At 52.7% G+C, this 15,172-nt stretch carries 15 protein-coding genes; 8 read left to right on the forward strand and 7 right to left on the reverse strand.

The annotated features are described in order from the left end of the window. Positions 1–246: 246 nt before the first annotated feature. Both HK44_RS07730 and HK44_RS07735 read right to left on the reverse strand, forming a co-directional pair. Complete coding sequence (locus HK44_RS07730) at positions 247–1,224, reverse strand: IS5 family transposase (protein ID WP_024264756.1); 978 nt, start codon at positions 1,222–1,224, stop codon at positions 247–249. Positions 1,225–1,668: 444 nt separating this feature from the next. Continuing rightward, positions 1,669–2,484 (reverse strand): hypothetical protein, encoded by an 816-nt coding sequence (locus HK44_RS07735; RefSeq protein ID WP_019691527.1) that lies wholly within the window; start codon positions 2,482–2,484, stop codon positions 1,669–1,671. A 499-nt stretch (positions 2,485–2,983) separates the two neighbouring features. Between HK44_RS07735 and HK44_RS07740 the strand changes: the two genes are divergently transcribed. From HK44_RS07740 to HK44_RS07760, 5 genes are all read left to right on the forward strand, one after another. Further along, the gene (locus HK44_RS07740) at positions 2,984–4,084 is read left to right on the forward strand and encodes a DUF3800 domain-containing protein (RefSeq protein ID WP_019691528.1); all 1,101 of its coding nucleotides are present in this window, start codon (positions 2,984–2,986) and stop codon (positions 4,082–4,084) included. A gap of 263 nt (positions 4,085–4,347) precedes the next feature. Continuing rightward, positions 4,348–4,710, forward strand: coding sequence for a DUF3892 domain-containing protein (locus tag HK44_RS07745; RefSeq protein WP_019691529.1), 363 nt, complete (start codon positions 4,348–4,350; stop codon positions 4,708–4,710). A 219-nt stretch (positions 4,711–4,929) separates the two neighbouring features. Continuing rightward, entirely contained in the window at positions 4,930–5,088 is a 159-nt protein-coding gene (locus HK44_RS30450; RefSeq protein WP_019691530.1) for a Shedu anti-phage system protein SduA domain-containing protein, read from the forward strand. Positions 5,089–5,097: 9 nt separating this feature from the next. Then, positions 5,098–5,340 carry a hypothetical protein gene (locus tag HK44_RS07755; protein ID WP_141651684.1) on the forward strand — a complete coding sequence of 81 codons (243 nt, stop codon included), beginning with the start codon at positions 5,098–5,100 and terminating at the stop codon, positions 5,338–5,340. Between the two features lie 56 nt (positions 5,341–5,396). Continuing rightward, positions 5,397–5,618, forward strand: a complete 222-nt coding sequence (locus tag HK44_RS07760) for a hypothetical protein (protein ID WP_019691532.1) — start codon at positions 5,397–5,399, stop codon at positions 5,616–5,618. A 21-nt stretch (positions 5,619–5,639) separates the two neighbouring features. On the opposite strand, the gene HK44_RS07765 is transcribed toward HK44_RS07760, so the two are convergent. Further along, entirely contained in the window at positions 5,640–6,131 is a 492-nt protein-coding gene (locus HK44_RS07765) for a GIY-YIG nuclease family protein (RefSeq protein WP_019691533.1), read from the reverse strand. 124 nt (positions 6,132–6,255) lie between these two features. On the opposite strand from HK44_RS07765, the gene istA reads away from it, so the two are divergent. Both istA and istB read left to right on the forward strand, forming a co-directional pair. Then, complete coding sequence (istA, locus tag HK44_RS07770; RefSeq protein ID WP_187682478.1) at positions 6,256–7,755, forward strand: IS21 family transposase; 1,500 nt, start codon at positions 6,256–6,258, stop codon at positions 7,753–7,755. Next, the gene (gene istB / locus HK44_RS07775; protein ID WP_024264708.1) at positions 7,748–8,551 is read left to right on the forward strand and encodes an IS21-like element helper ATPase IstB; all 804 of its coding nucleotides are present in this window, start codon (positions 7,748–7,750) and stop codon (positions 8,549–8,551) included. Before istA ends, istB begins: the two co-directional genes overlap by 8 nt. A gap of 158 nt (positions 8,552–8,709) precedes the next feature. Here istB and HK44_RS30455 read toward each other — a convergent pair whose 3' ends face one another. Further along, on the reverse strand, positions 8,710–9,126 hold the full coding sequence (locus HK44_RS30455; protein WP_431357319.1) for a DUF6957 family protein: 417 nt from the start codon (positions 9,124–9,126) through the stop codon (positions 8,710–8,712). Between the two features lie 119 nt (positions 9,127–9,245). Here HK44_RS30455 and HK44_RS07780 point away from each other — a divergent pair, with 119 nt between their 5' ends. Beyond that, positions 9,246–9,701, forward strand: a complete 456-nt coding sequence (locus HK44_RS07780; protein ID WP_019691535.1) for a helix-turn-helix domain-containing protein — start codon at positions 9,246–9,248, stop codon at positions 9,699–9,701. A 95-nt stretch (positions 9,702–9,796) separates the two neighbouring features. Here the strand turns inward: HK44_RS07780 and HK44_RS07785 are convergent, their stop codons facing one another. From HK44_RS07785 to HK44_RS07795, 3 genes are read right to left on the reverse strand one after another with little or no spacing between them, the layout of a single operon-like run. Beyond that, positions 9,797–10,306 (reverse strand): hypothetical protein, encoded by a 510-nt coding sequence (locus HK44_RS07785; RefSeq protein WP_019691536.1) that lies wholly within the window; start codon positions 10,304–10,306, stop codon positions 9,797–9,799. After that, the gene (locus tag HK44_RS07790) at positions 10,303–12,432 is read right to left on the reverse strand and encodes a tyrosine-type recombinase/integrase (protein WP_019691537.1); all 2,130 of its coding nucleotides are present in this window, start codon (positions 12,430–12,432) and stop codon (positions 10,303–10,305) included. The genes HK44_RS07785 and HK44_RS07790 overlap by 4 nt, the downstream gene beginning before the upstream one ends. Then, a complete protein-coding gene (locus tag HK44_RS07795; protein ID WP_019691538.1) occupies positions 12,429–14,870 on the reverse strand; it encodes a tyrosine-type recombinase/integrase in 2,442 nt (813 codons plus the stop codon). The genes HK44_RS07790 and HK44_RS07795 overlap by 4 nt, the downstream gene beginning before the upstream one ends. Between the last annotated feature and the right edge of the window lie 302 nt (positions 14,871–15,172).

Here is a 15,172-nt window from a genome sequence, read left to right on the forward strand (position 1 = left end):
GGAGTATAGGAACAGCTTGTAGATGGAATCGCTTGGCAAGCCTTTGAGCAAGTCAGACTTGAACCAACCGGCGTACATCGAGTAAAACATGGCAGCTCCTAGGGAAGTTCTGAAGTACCCACCGATTTTTGATGCCTTCTCTGCGTGAGGTTCAAAAAACGCTGATTTGGTCGAAAAGCAGACCTTTCCACTCTTTAATTCATGATTTTTCCTCTAATCGCGCTGTTTCAGGGCGATTAGCCCGCATTACAGGCGCACCTCTCCTGCATTCAACAATCGTTTTCGCACCATCCACAAGTTCGACAAGGCGAACAACGTCGTCTGTTGAGCGATGTTTTTCGTCAGACCACGAAAGCGCACTTTCGTATAGCCAAACTGGCGCTTGATCACTCGAAATGGGTGCTCAACCTTGGCTCTGACTTGCGCTTTCGCATACTCAATTCCGCGTAGCGCACTGCCGATCACCGTGTCTTTGCCATGCTCTTTGTACGAACTGGGCCGTGCAGAAATCGACCAGATCATCTTGCGATCCTGATGTTCCGGGCGCTTCTGCACCCCGGTGTAACCGGCATCGCCACAGACGTGAACCTCTTCCCCATGAAGCAGTTGATCCACTTGTGTCACGTCCGCCACGTTGGCAGGAGTACCGACCACGCTATGAACCAAGCCCGAATCCGCATCGACGCCAATGTGGGATTTCATTCCAAAATAGTACTGATTTCCTTTCTTGGTCTGATGCATCTCGGGATCGCGTTTCTTGTCTTTATTCTTGGTTGAGCTGGGGGCATGAATGATCGTCGCATCCACTATCGTTCCGTGGCGCAACATCAATCCACGCTCACCCAGATAACCGTTGATAACCTGCAAAATCCCGCCCGCCAGGTCATGCTTCTCCAGCAAGCGGCGGAAGTTGAGGATCGTGGTTTCGTCAGGAATTCGATCCAGATGCAGCCCTGCAAACTGACGCAGGATCATCGTTTCATACAGCGATTCCTCCATCGCCGGATCGCTGTAGCCGAACCAGTTCTGCATCAGATGAACCCGCAACATGGCCAGCAACGGATACGCCGGACGACCGCCTTCACCCTTTGGATAATGCGGTTCGATCAAGGCAATCAACCCCTTCCAGGGCACGACTTGATCCATCTCGATCAGGAAGCGCTCACGGCGGGTTTGCTTACGTTTGCCGGCATACTCGGCATCGGCGAAGGACATCTGTTTCATCGGGGCTCAACCGGTCGATTCGTGTGAGGGGGTATTTCACCAGAGTTGGAAGTCTTTTTCAGAGTTTCCTAGGGCTGTGAATGTTCCCCCTGCGCCTGCGATAACCTTCAAGAAGCCGAACATTCCTTTCTCCATGGCAGTTGGTCACTCGGCAGTGAGTGCCAGCAGAGTGATATTACAGATTCCGCATAATGCTCCACAAGGGCGCTCTAGCTGGACACCTGCGTTTTGGTGGAGTATCTGAGGCCCGAGGGGACAAGGTTTGCAAACACATCGATAGGGAGCAAGGTGCTCGGTGCCGATGCCTTATGTAGGACTGAATCCGAGGCTCTGCAGGGACGAGGTGGCTCGCACCAAGGTCACTCGGTAGCTGCACCAAGGGAACGGTTTCAGGGTCGAGGTGGGGCTCACGAGAACGCTCTGCCGAGATCCTGCAGTACTGAGTTAATTGGGTGCTAGCAATCGACGACCGGCTTTATCAAGATGGAGGACATTATTAGCTACAAAAAAATTTAGGATCACAGTAGAGACATACTTCCAGTTTTCAGCCACGTCCTCACGGAAGAAACCAGCACCATGCATTTGCCATTCTGCACTGGCCCGAGCGACTGAAATGAATTCTGTTGAGCTCGTCGCAGGGAGGTGGATGTCACCGAAGTCAATGCCAGGGTTTTGATACAGCAGGCCTTGCGCTAATCCGATTATCAGTCCGGCATCTGTTGTAGCCTGTTCACAAGTAAGTGAGGCAAGATAATTTGAGAGCAAGTTGCTCAGGAATTGCAAAGATGAGTCGCTGAGTGCGGAGCCAAGGGAGGCGAAATCTACGTATGCGGGGCAGCCCGGTTCCTTGGTTGAGAATAGCGATTGGTAAACTAGCAGCTGGGTCTTTGAAGGTTCACGTGCCAAATATTTTTTGTTGCACTGTAGTTGTGCCTCGCTCAGAACTAATGAAGCCTCTGTCTCACTTAGTACGTTTGCGCGGATGAATATATCACACAGCTGCGATGCAATGTCTTTGGTGGCATCTTCGGAGTATTCCATCTCCGCATTCATAAACCCTCTAAGGGCAATGAAGTCGTCTAGGCATGGAGTAGTCGGGTCAAACCCGGTGACTGTCAAAAATGCATCATAAAGTTCAAGAGTTTCATGCCATTGATCCTCTTGTTTTCCTCTACCAGCATGGGGCTTCAGGAACTCTTTGACCGAGTCTGGATTAAGAGTGCAGAATCCTCGTAACTGAATTTGGCCCAAAGTAACCATGGCTGCTACCTGCGGTTTAACAAAAACTTGAGTTTAGGTTGCAGATGGTGTGTGGCCAGGAGTTCAGATTAGCTATCTAAAAGCGACGTCACTCATAATGACCCCTTTTGGGGTCATTAACCCGCGAAACGTTCGCTAATGTCCCGTTTTGGGGACATTACGGAATGTCCGTCGTTGTCGTTGATGGTTATGTCATTTCGTCGACCTTCGATCCGTGTAGGTGCGACCGTGTCAGGGAACCCGGATGTGGAGCTGACCAGGTGGCCGTGTTTTCGCCTATAACGTGAAAAGGGAACCCAACTCCGCATCATCTTCCTATCCTGAACCCGAGCCGGATCAAGCGCCACGCTACCTAGTCACCGGGCTCCGGGTAAGCAGCTTGTATGGTTGACTACGGCTACCTTGCCTACACGCTCTGAAGCGGCTCCTCCATGGCCCTATTTTCCTTCCTCCGGCTTTAGCCTAATACTCGGCGTAGGTCATAAATCAGGGCAGCGAAATGGCAACAATCTACTTCGACGAGTCGGGCAACACCGGGCGGCAGTTGGCCGACCTTGATCAGCCATTGTTTATCCTTGGTTCATGTGATTTCAGCGCTGAAGAGTGTGAGCAGCTCCTGCGCCCGCTGCGCTCCAGGCAGGCCCCTGAAATCCACTTCAAAAAGCTTCGAAAGTCTGGGCGAGGGCAAGATCGGATCATTGAGCTATTCCAGTCCGACTTGGTGACGCCTGAGCGCTTCAAGGCACAGGTGTTTCACAAGCGGTTCATGCTGTTGACCAAGGTGATCGATGACCTCCTGGAGCCGGTGCTTTACTACCACTTCAAGTTCAACCTCTATGAAAACGGCCAGAACATCGCTCTGAGCAACATGCTCTTCGCTTGCCTTCCCCTGGCAGTGGGGGATGCTTGCTTCGATCAATTCCTCTCCGTCTACTTCGACATGTGCGGCGAGAAGAGTGAGGAAGCAATCACGGCGTTCTACGAGTATTTGGAGGTGATGAAAGAAGCTGCCGCACAGCGCACGCTGCCGATGGAGTGGGAGCTCGAAGTGCTGTCCATGACCTCGGTGATTGTCCGGGATGCCCTCGAAGATTTGCCCAAGAGTACATTCAACCCTGCGATCCCGGCTTTCTTTTCGCTCTGTGTTGAGTGGGGAAGGCAGCACGCCCGGTTTGACGCGATATGCGATGACTCGGAGCCACTGGAGCGGCAGGCCGATTTTTTCACGGCAATCGCCGAGCTCGAAGAGCAGGCTGAAGAGCAACAAGTGATTGGTTTCGGAAACGCCCAGATTGAGTTGCCCTTGAGGCTGAATACGTTGGCTTTCAGTGCCTCACACGATTCTGATGGTATCCAGCTTACCGACGTGCTCACGAGTGCGCTCTCGTACTACTACACCAAGCGGCAAAAGGGCGAAACCAATGATGAGTTCTTCATGAAGCTGGATGGCCTGGGCTGCATGCATGATTTCGTTAGCGGCTGTGTTTGGCCCACGACAGATGTCACCGCAGAAGCGCTCGGGAGGGCTGGTGATGAGGGTGGTCACAATCCCGCGAATGCCTTCACTGATTTTATAATGGAGCGGAACAGGCAAGCTTGAGGCACCCAGCGCCCAATGCGGCTATTGAATCTTTTTCAGTGCCAGGGAGACCGCTCACCCTGGCGTGTCTTGCAGCAGGTACACAGCAGGTCACAAGGATAAGGCTTAGGAATATGGATAAAATTTCTCTTTCTGCTTGCCTGTATTTTTGAGGCGCGTAAGCCATTTGCATGGATCGTCCCTTGACTCCCGGACTTGAAAAGTAGAATTAGGCCCCAATCATTCAGCGGCCCAATCCCGGGCGGCAGGATGCGGATCTTCCCATGACTGAGTATTTGATCTTTGGTGTTTCCTATTCTAAGCAGCACGAACATATCGAGTGGTTGATGGTTGGGCGTGATGCCGACAGAAAGCTAGCTGGTTTATTTCTTGCGACCAGATCGTTCGTCGTTGATCTGATTAAAACTGACTCTGCTTCATTCAGAACTGCTGTCATGAAAGAAAAGAAATATCACAAAGGCGCTGAAGTAGTTATCTACGATGATGAGTATCTGACAACAGTTCCGGATGCATCGGAAGCCAACAATTTGGAGAATTTGCCTTCCTTCTCCATGCCTGAGGATGAGATCGACGCGGCACTCAAAGTAGCAGTCAAGGAGGTTCTTGGACTGGAGACCCAAGAATAACGTACTTACTCAGCCAGAACAGTCGGAAAACCGACACCCAGCCCATTTGATTCTTCCGTCATCATCACCTCGAAAGGGTGGTGATGACAGGCTAGGGTCGCTCCCGAATCCATTTGTTCTCGGCATGGCATTTGGGTATCCCGTAAAGAAAATCGCAGATCAGCCCTATGAGGTGGAAAGAGCTTCCATGGTCGAGGCGGCCAATATTCTGACTTCCTCATGGCAGCGAAGGCCACCGGGAATTTCGCCCTGATAGAGATCAAGCATCCCCAGCTCGACCTGCTTGGGAAACCCTACCGAAAGACCTATGCCCCGTCCTACGAGCTTAGCGGCTCAGTCGCCCAGATCATCAGCCAACACAGCCATGTGCAGCGATAAATTTACGGCTTGGCGTATGACCTAGAAGAGCGCGTTTACGCCCATGCGGTTGCGGCCACCGTGATTATTGGGCGCACCCCAAACGAAGAAAATAAACAGCGTGCCTTTGAGCAATATCGGAACGGTCTGAAGTACGTTTTGGTGGTGACGTTCGATGAACTGCAGGTTCGACTCGAAAGCATTCATCAAGCTCTGATGCCGAAGCCTCAAGTTGAACCAGATCTAATTGGAGAAGAAAACTTACCGTTCTGAATTTGCTCGATTTTGGCCTTCCAGTGAATCGCCTCACATCCCCCGCGAGATACATAATGAAAGAGCTTAGAACCGTTGCATCTGTACTTGAACGCATCAGCCACAACCAGGTTGCCCTCGGCGCGGCAGTAGAGGAACTCGCAAAATGGGTGGGCGAGCGTGGCGCTGGGGATGTCGTTGAGAATGTTCAGGGCGCGCTTACAGCCTTGGACGACAACATTGGAGCGATTCGTCAAGATATCGCTGAGCTCGTCGCGGCCAGTGTCGGGCCAGAGTGATTCACCGGAAAGCCAGCTGCGTCATTCTTCCTCCTGATGGCTTAGAAAATCGAACGTGGTGAGTTCATCGCAATTCAGGCAGTGGTACATGCTGGAAGCCTCCTGGTAGTGCATACCGCAGAAGCTTCCGCAGAATGGACAGCATTCTTGATACTCCAGGTCTCCCCAGTTCCAGACGCCAAGATATTCAGGGATACCGTCCCGGTCATAGCCGGTCACCTCGAAAGATTCGCCGGTTGTCCCGACAAACCCATCGATACCGAAACGCTCGAGGATGGGCAGTACATCCGCTGGATCGAGATCAAACCACTCACCTGATGCGCGATGATGAGAGAACTCTTGATGGAGCATTTTCTCCAACCGAACATCATCGCCATCTTCTGTACGGATCCATCCCAAAAGCAGCAGCTTCCTAGGGTTTCCGGTTTGAAGGCCTTTTCTCCGGCGCTCAATGTCTTTAGCCCGGCCTATCTTCACCTTCTCGTTACTGTCTTCAATGAAGAAATAGATCATGCCCTACACTGTTGCCGCTGACCGAAAACTGACCCAGTAAAGGCTGTTCTGCCGACTGAAAACTGACCCAGGTGTTCAACTGCTTCTGCTCAATTTTTGAGCAGGAGAACACAGGGTGATCAGCATGGAAATGATGGGCAAAATTCGGCGCATGTATTTTCGCGACAAGCTGTCGCTGCATCAGATAGCCAAGCGTACCGGGCTGTCGAGAAACACCATCCGAAAATGGATCAGAGCGCCCGAAGTAACACAGCCGGCGTACCAGCGGTGCGCAGCCTTCAACAAACTCAGTCCATTTCACCAGACGCTGGAGCAGGCGCTCAAGGCCGACTCGTTTCGGGCACAGCACAACCGCAGGAGCGCCAAAGCACTCTTTGAACTGATCAAGGCCGAGGGTTACGACGGCGGCTACAGCCAGCTCACCGCCTTCATTCGCTCGTGGCGCGGTGAGCAAGGCAAATCCCTACGTGCCTTTGTACCGTTGACGTTCGCACTCGGTGAGGCCTTTCAATTCGACTGGAGCGAAGAAGGTCTGCTGATTGGCGGCCTATTCCGACGCATCCAGGTCTCCCACATGAAGCTGTGCGCCAGTCGCGCATTTTGGTTGGTTGCGTATCCCAGCCAAGGCCACGAGATGTTGTTCGATGCCCATACCCGCTCGTTCGGCGCGTTAGGTGGGGTGCCGCGTCGCGGCATCTACGACAACATGAAGACCGCTGTCGACAAGGTCAATAAGGGTAAGGGCCGCACGGTCAATGCCCGGTTTGCCGTGATGTGCGCGCACTATTTGTTCGACCCGGATTTCTGCAACGTGGCCTCCGGCTGGGAAAAAGGCATCGTCGAAAAGAATGTGCAGGACAGTCGGCGACGAATCTGGCTCGATGCTCAAGATTGCATGTTCCACACCTTCGAAGAACTGAATGCCTGGCTCGGCCAACGCTGCCGCGCGCTCTGGAGCGAGCTGCTGCACCCGCAGTACAACGGGCTGACGGTGGCGGACGTCCTGGAACTGGAACGGGTGGAAATGATGCCGATGCCCACGGCCTTTGACGGCTATGTCGAACGCACCGTGCGGGTCTCCAGCACCTGCCTGATCAGCGTGGCGCGAAATCGCTACTCGGTGCCTTGTGAGCGAGTCGGCCAGTGGGTCAGCAGCCGTCTGTATCCTTCCCGGGTGGTGGTCATCGCCGATGAAACGATGATTGCCAGTCACGAGCGGCTCTTTGATCGAGACCAAGTCAGCTTCGACTGGCAGCACTACATCCCGCTCATCGAACGCAAGCCCGGAGCGCTACGCAATGGCGCTCCGTTTGCCGATCTGCCGAAGCCGTTACTGCTTCTCAAGCGCGGCCTGAGACGGCACACCAATGGTGATCGAGTCATGACGCAGGTACTGGCTGCTGTTCCCATCGCCGGGCTCGATGCCGTGTTGGTGGCTGTGGAGTTGGTACTTGAATCAGGCAGCTTGAGCGCTGACCACATCCTGAATGTCCTGGCTCGACTGACATCGACAGCAGCCCCTCCGTCCGCCGAGACCAGCCTTCAACTCAAGGTAGCGCCTGTCGCCAACACGGCGCGCTACGACCGGCTCCGTACCACCGATGAGGAGACTCGCAATGCGTGATCTGATGGCGGAACTCAAAGAACTGCGTCTGCATGGCATGGCCAGCGCCTGGGAAGAACTGGCTTCCCAAGGAGAAGCCTCGACGGCGTCGTCGAAATGGCTGCTCGAACATCTGCTTCAACAGGAACATGCAGATCGCGCCGTACGGTCTGTGAATCACCAGATGAACATGGCCAAACTCCCCATGCATCGTGATTTAGCAGGCTTCGACTTCAGCGCTTCCAGCGCAGACGCCCGCTTGGTCAGGGATCTGGCCAACCTGGAGTTCACAGATACCGCGCAGAATGTCGTGTTCATCGGCGGGCCCGGAACAGGCAAAACACACCTGGCCACCGCCTTGGCCGTGTCCGGGATCACGACGCATAACAAACGCGTGCGCTTCTACTCCACGGTGGATCTGGTCAATTTGCTGGAGCGCGAAAAATACGATGGTAAGGCAGGCCGAATCGCTCAAGGGCTGCGTCGCACAGACCTGGTGATACTCGATGAACTGGGGTATTTGCCCTTCAGCCAGAATGGTGGTGCCCTGTTATTTCACCTGCTGTCCAAGCTATACGAGCACACCAGCGTGGTCATCACGACCAACCTCAGTTTCTCGGAATGGTCGAGTGTGTTCGGCGACGCCAAGATGACCACTGCGTTGCTGGATCGGCTGACACACCACTGCCACATCGTCGAAACGGGCAACGAGTCCTACCGCCTGCAACACAGCAGCTTGGTCGCCCAGACAAAGATCAAATCACGTGAACGAAAGCGCAAGGACGATGATGGTACGGCGGACGATGAACCATTTTGATCTGCCCCCGAAATACCCTGCCGCATGCCTGCATGTGGTGGGGGTCTAGTGCCTCTGTCACTGGAACACGACTGCTAAGCTTATCCACAATTGCTGATGCAAAAATCAGCAATCCGCCCTGGGTCAATTTTCAATCGGCAGGGTGGGTCAGTTTTCAATCAGCGCCGACAAGCGGTCATCTCGCGCCCTTGTCCAACGAGCACGTAAACCGTATTCCGGGTCTCAAACAGGCAAATGCCATCGAACGACTTGCACAAGGTCGAGCGCACCCAGCTTCCGGGCGAGAATCGGCCATGCCCGTCCCAAAGGACACAGTGGGAATACAGGAACATTGGCTCTAAGCCTTGAGCGCGCACTTTGGCTAGGGATTCAGCGGGTTCGTCGACATGAAAAATGAGCCAGTCCTCTACTAGGCAATATGCCTTGTGCGGAAATCGCTCGGTCACCATCTCTTCGATTTCGACACGAGGCAGGTACGTACCGGCAAGCGAGACTCGGCTCTCCGGGAGCGGTTCGTACTCGAGAGAATTACTCGTCAATTGTCGATCCTTCAGGCTACAAAATTGATAAAGCACGCTGCAGGCGCGGACTTTGCCAGCAGTAATAACTCCATATTCCCATTGCAATGACTATATACATTTGAATGGGAACTAGCAAACCCGGCATACCGTCTCCTTTTTAAGGAGGCACATGGATGTCGTTGCGAAAGGCATATGCGGCCACGTTGCAGTGGCTCAGAATTCGACGTGGTCTATCCCAGGCGGATCTCCAAAGCCAGACCGACCAGGCCCACGTCAGCCGGCTTGAGGCGTCTAAGACATCTGCCACCGTCGATCTCACAGCTGACCTTGCTCAAGCGTTAGGTGTAACGCCATTGTCCTTTCTGACACTCGTTGCAGCAGCGCATGAAGGCAAAACGGCGCGCACCGCTTTGATTGAAACTCTCGCGGAGCTGGAGCATTTGGGTGTCCTGGATGAACCACTGCCAGGCGCACCTCAGCGGCTCCAGCCACCTCAGTCAACAACAGCGGCAGAGAAGTTAAAGGCGGTGCAAGAGTTGAAGAGAGCTGGCTACACGCAAACGGAGATTTGCCGGCAGTTGGGATTGCCGACAAGTACGGTGGGAAGGCTATGGCACCTGGAAGATTGATTGACGTCCATACCGTGTCGCGCTCAGATGCGCGGTTCCACAGGTCTTGATGAGGCTCGAAGGCGCTCTCCAGCAAAAAAACATGATCCGAGAAACTAGGCATTTGAGCCGCCTTGCAGCTGATGGATCTCGTCCTGGAGCACCAGAATTGTGTTTTCCAGCTTTCTGATATCACTTCGCAGCTGATTGATGATCCCTAAGCACTGCTGGTGCTCATCCATATAATGATCACGAGCTTTGGCTGTCATCCTAACGTTGGTCATCAAATCAGCATTGGCCGATCTTGCATCTTGGAGTTGAGTGAACCAGTAGATAATTTCAATCCTGCTTTGCTCCAGCATCTCCTCGGGAGAGCGAGACTTTGCTTTCGTTACTGCTTGGTCTTCCTTCTGCTGGGCACGCTTCGCCTTGATCTCTTTAAGTCGTTCTAGCGGCCATTTTCGGTGGTAGATGGTGTTCCTATGTACACCCGCTAGCTTGGCCAGCTGGGAGGCATTGGCCGAAATGGCCGAATCCCGCTCCATCTTTTTCAACGCTGCATCGAGCGCCAGAGTGACAGTTTCAAAATTCTCCTCATTCTTGGAGTCGTAGGCAGCGGTGCTCACACCGACGCCTCAATGCCAAGTTGCAGGAGCACACCCTTGGCCTCTGAAATCGCCAGCTTCATCTGTTCAATGGACAAGGAAACTTCATCAGATTCACGCAGCTCGGCAAAGGCCGCAGCAGGATCGTTTTCATACCTTCTGAGCGCCAGGGTGTTTTGAACATAGATCTCTTGCCACTTGGGCGCATTTGCTTCCGTTACCACGGCGTTCTGGCACCGGCTGGGGTTACAACGCAGCGATCCGATGCACGGTATCGAGGGATCATCCAGATCCGTTGCGTTGCCGTAGCAATATCCCTGGCCTACGTTGATGACCGCGAAATTTAGCTCAGCCATTCGCTCAAAGATTTCGTCGTTTGAATAACCAGCCTCGAGATAACCTTTGAAATATTTTTCAAGCCGAGCACGATGCGTGGGAGCGTTGTCGCCGGCATAACCGCCAGAGGGGTTCAAGGAATTCATAATGAACTCCCTCTCGGCATCCATTCGAGCGGGGGCGTCCACGCCGCCGCCTGAGGAAAGGGTTTCACCAATACCTCCATAGTCAATCGTTACGCTGCCTACCCGATTTCGACGCACATCTTGGCCGATGGTACTGGCATGATGGCCAAAGTGCTTAAGCTGATATGACACGAACGGCAGGCCCACGGCAGCCCTGAACATCTGGTTCGCCAGCGAATGCCTAAGCGTGTATGGCGATACATCAAGTTCTTCAAACTCCTCTACGGTCAAGGTTTTCTTCAAAAATGTACAAAGCTGATGGCTTAACCCGTTGCCGCTCAGCGAGTTAGCTTCATGCTGCTCGCCGGGCATTACGGTATTCATGTTCGAGAACAGATAGGGGTTCTGCTTGAACCGATTTAGGATGCGCAGTGTTTTAACCGCGTCTCTGACGATTGGGATCGCAACCCACATATCGTCGAAAAGTTTTCTGATTACTTCCCGATTTTTGATGACACTGCTGATGATGAGATCGTGTCCAAATTCATCAGATGTAAGGCAGTCATCAGTCAAGCAGCCGGAAAGCTCAGATGGTCTCATGCCGGTGTACTGAGCGATGATGTAGCAGGCGCAGTTACTGATGTGGGTCAGGTACTCATACAGGTCGTTGTCCATTGGGGCGCGCGTCAGCTTACACAGCGCCTCTTTGTCCTTCAGCATCCCTCGGTTTTGGGGCGACCAATAATCAGGCTCTAGTTTGTACAAGAAGGGTTTCACTTCGAGCCCTGTGTAGCCACGCGAGGTTAGGCGAATCACCACATAGATGTCGTAATTCCTCCGCGTGATCTTGGCGCTCCTGGCCTTGTTATAGCCCACCAGATCGAGTCGATTCAGCGTATCCTGATCTGAGATGTCTTCTTTCAACGCTTGCAGGAAATCAACAATCGCGAAAGATCCCTCTCGGGAGCACTTCTCAAAGATTTTGTTGGAGAACCATTTCTTTTTGGTGCGGGTTTGCTTATTGGTGATGCTGTTTTTTTTCCACCCCAGAGCTTCCAAGTCGACGTAGACCAACGGCTTGGCGAAGAGGTTCTCGACTAAAAAGTGAGACCTTAAAATCTGAAAACCTTGGAGGGTAACATTCCGGAATGCTCGGTCGAAGACTTCGGCCTCAGTCCGATAATCCTGTTCAGTAAAGTCAGCTAGGCTGAAATGTGATCTTTCGAAGAAGTGATTTCCATGCTCCGCTCGTTTGCGGGCACACATCTGGTTTATCAAGGGAATTACAGACTTGAAGATGTCCAACACCGTATGGGGTTTGTAACTGACAGGCCGCCTTGTATGACGAAGAGCTCCAGGTATCTCCAATACGCACAGGATGGCCATCTTTAGTTCGAAAAGAATTGTGCTATTCAGGCTTCCATAAGTACCAAAGTTAATTCGGGATTTAGCGCCCTCTATATCTCTCGCCAAAATATGAGACTCACCGTTGAAATCCCAAATCATATCCTTCACAAGGCTCAATTTGCTGGCTGGTAGGTTCATCATTGCTGCGAGTAATTCGACTGCGTTCATTCCATCGTTGGAATGGGACGTTGCGAAAATAAGCTCGTTGCCTAGGTAGCCCAAGATCTGCTCACGCAGAGATTTGATTTTGTAAATGAGGGTATCGAATCCGTGGCTCACAGTGACACCGCCTCAATCATGGGGTTAGTGATTATGTGCTCTGCCAACCTGCGGGCTTCATCAAGTTGCTCCGCCGTGAATCCTTGATCAGAAGGAGCCAGAATGCTGTTCAGAACCTTGAGGTTTTCTCGGATGACAGCCCCATAAGGCGTTTCGGCTACGGTGCTCGTGGAAATTATTGAAAGGTAGTCCCACTGCATGGCAAAGAGATCTGGAAGGTTGGATACGGTGATGATGGAGTTGCTACAGGACAAACACTTGTTTAACAGCGAGCACTTACTGCCTTTTTTGTAACTTGGCAGCTTTTTGATTTCTTCAGGAGGATTAAGCGCGTCCTTGCAACTGACTAAGCCAGTCCTAATGATCACCGGCGACGAAATTGTCCTTGGGGTATTTGGCTTGTGCTCGTTGACCGGTTGGCTTTCCAGGATGATCGTACCTTTGTGAATCTTGGTCAGCGCTTTAGTGTTTACCTCTCGAGCCGTCTTGTTGAACTCCAGCTTATCGAGATAGCTGACAGTGGTTCGTATTGAGTTGTGACCAAGAATTACTTGGATTTCCCTGATTGATACGCCTTGCTCAACGAGATCAGCCACGAGACTTGGCCGCAGTCGGGAGGCCGAAATATTCAGATCCTTCCCGTCTTCAGTTTTGAGTTCGTGATCCCTGGCCAACTGATTCATGACATTGTTGATGACGGTGGAGTTCTCGAGTGTCTTTACCTTCCGGAGTTCGGTTTTCTTCTGCGACTCGTAGATGAAAAGTCTTTCTCTGGCAGGCCCTTCGGCTCGTTCGCGGATGTGGCGAGTCAGAAAAGCCACCTCGTTGAAGATCTTCTTGACCTCTATGCTTTGTGCACGAGTGAGCCATGTCCAGTCCGCGTACATGAGGTCAAGATGAAGAACTTTTCCTCCACCTGACCGCTCTTTCCAGTACCGAAGGTAAGGGCGGTGGGTCAACTCGTGGCTCTCAACGAAGTCATCAATATCCAGGCTTTTGAGGGAGTCGGCGTTGAGTCCTGTCACCTGTGCCAAGCGAGTGATGTACGGCGCCAACATCCTAGAGGTTACCTGGTAGATCACACCCCAACTCGCATACGTCTCAGCTACACCTCGGCCACCGATCTGCAGTAATCGTGCAAAGCCCTGCTCGTATTTGTCCTCAGCGTCCGCCGACCACCTGCTGATCGCCTTGCAATTGAGTTTGTTCTCGAAGATCCACCGAGCGTTTTCTAAGGTGGCCATGCCCTTGAGAAGGTGTCCTTTCTCGTCCAACGGATCACTCCCCCCATGGAAGGAAACGTAGTCCTTCGCCAGCTCATTGGTTTGTTGTCTCTCCACGTCACAGGCTTGCTGGATCGCGTTCCTTTCGAACTTAGAGTAAGGACGGTACTCATCGGTCTGTCGGCCTTTAGCGAACCCCTCCACATCAATAAAAGATGTGAGACCCAAACCCCGAATCTTCACCGCACGCTTGAACATTGAGCGGACTGCAGACAAGGCTCCATCAGCGTAATGTGACGTCAGGTTGTCGGCTTCCATTTGGTCAATAAGGTACTTCCTGAATCGCGTCAGGTAGTGAGGCGTGACATATTCACAAGGATTCTCGCTGCCCGTAAAACTCACCTCACGCAGGTGCATGGTCATCTGTCTGAAGCCATCGCTGTAGTTCTGCTGTCCGGATGAAGATTTCGACTTCATCGACGCGGCGGCGAACATATGCAGAAGCTTGTTGAAGGGCCGATTAGGATTCTCCACCAGGTCTTCGAGCTTCGAGAGCCCGATCAGCCTGAGCTCAGAAAGCGCCTTGGTCAGGGAGTCTTTCGGCAATGCCTCTTGTTTTTTCAGTTCGGCCTCGACTTCCCGTTCCTTGCAGTTTTTGTAGTCAGCGTTGATGACGCCGAGTTTCGTGAGGTCGGCGAGGATCTCTTGGAAGGTCTGTTCAACGAGGGTGTAAGTGGCGCGGGCCTGCTTCAGGTTTTTTATCCCGTCGACCTGGAACAAGCTGGCTTTCGACGAGATGGTTTTGCCGAACACTGGAATGCTTCGCTTCTCTGTCTCAGTCAGGTTTTCGTACCAGCAGAGAAGCTTGCGGCGCCACTCGTTGGCGATTGAGGGTTGGTCGGGGATTACGATCTGTTCCTCGATCATCCGCTGAATGATTGAGTCGAGGATGTCTTCCCTCGTGTTGAACGTATTGCCGCTTGTCTCCAGTTCCTTCACGAGATACGTGTAAGCCGGACTCAGCTTTCCCCTCTGCGAAAGCTGCACGTTCAAGAGGGATTGGCGACTGCTCTTGATCTTGGTGGCCCAGGCCTGGATTGCCGCAGTTACTTCGGATGCCAATCGTTTGGGGCGCCTGGTCTGGCTCGAGGCTTCGGCTTCCGTGGGGGCATGAGCTTCTGCTAGCTCATCGGGCGAATGATGAGTAGTGCTCATTTGGGGCTCGCTTTCGGATACAGGTGGGCAAAGAACGACATGGTGATTCCTCCCGGCTGGTACCCGGAAATGAACACCATGGCGAAGCGCTGGTCAAGTCTTGATCTATATAAAAATCATGTAAATCAATGACTTAGAGTATGCTGGCGGCATACCCTTTAACGCTAAGCGTTTGTCCAATCAGGCTTTTTCAAGGTTCTGTAGTAGTCGATTGCGTCACAAGTCACTGGGCGGAAATTTAGGAATTGATGCAGAAGGCGAGGGCCGGTGGTCTCCTTCATGGAGTCAGTGTGGATTCTCGC

The organism is Pseudomonas fluorescens HK44, assembly GCF_000217955.3.
GTDB lineage: Bacteria > Pseudomonadota > Gammaproteobacteria > Pseudomonadales > Pseudomonadaceae > Aquipseudomonas > Aquipseudomonas fluorescens_AQ.

What these genes read in the sequence shown, in the direction of transcription:
- istA (WP_187682478.1), top strand. Translation starts at nt 6,256, where the DNA reads ATGGAAATGATGGGCAAAATTCGGCGCATGTATTTTCGCGACAAGCTG.
- istB (WP_024264708.1), top strand. Translation starts at nt 7,748, where the DNA reads ATGCGTGATCTGATGGCGGAACTCAAAGAACTGCGTCTGCATGGCATG.
- HK44_RS07735 (WP_019691527.1), bottom strand. Translation starts at nt 2,484, where the DNA reads ATGGTTACTTTGGGCCAAATTCAGTTACGAGGATTCTGCACTCTTAAT.
- HK44_RS07765 (WP_019691533.1), bottom strand. Translation starts at nt 6,131, where the DNA reads ATGATCTATTTCTTCATTGAAGACAGTAACGAGAAGGTGAAGATAGGC.
- HK44_RS30450 (WP_019691530.1), top strand. Translation starts at nt 4,930, where the DNA reads ATGGCAGCGAAGGCCACCGGGAATTTCGCCCTGATAGAGATCAAGCAT.
- HK44_RS07760 (WP_019691532.1), top strand. Translation starts at nt 5,397, where the DNA reads ATGAAAGAGCTTAGAACCGTTGCATCTGTACTTGAACGCATCAGCCAC.
- HK44_RS07780 (WP_019691535.1), top strand. Translation starts at nt 9,246, where the DNA reads ATGTCGTTGCGAAAGGCATATGCGGCCACGTTGCAGTGGCTCAGAATT.
- HK44_RS07730 (WP_024264756.1), bottom strand. Translation starts at nt 1,224, where the DNA reads ATGAAACAGATGTCCTTCGCCGATGCCGAGTATGCCGGCAAACGTAAG.
- HK44_RS07745 (WP_019691529.1), top strand. Translation starts at nt 4,348, where the DNA reads ATGACTGAGTATTTGATCTTTGGTGTTTCCTATTCTAAGCAGCACGAA.
- HK44_RS07795 (WP_019691538.1), bottom strand. Translation starts at nt 14,870, where the DNA reads ATGAGCACTACTCATCATTCGCCCGATGAGCTAGCAGAAGCTCATGCC.
- HK44_RS07740 (WP_019691528.1), top strand. Translation starts at nt 2,984, where the DNA reads ATGGCAACAATCTACTTCGACGAGTCGGGCAACACCGGGCGGCAGTTG.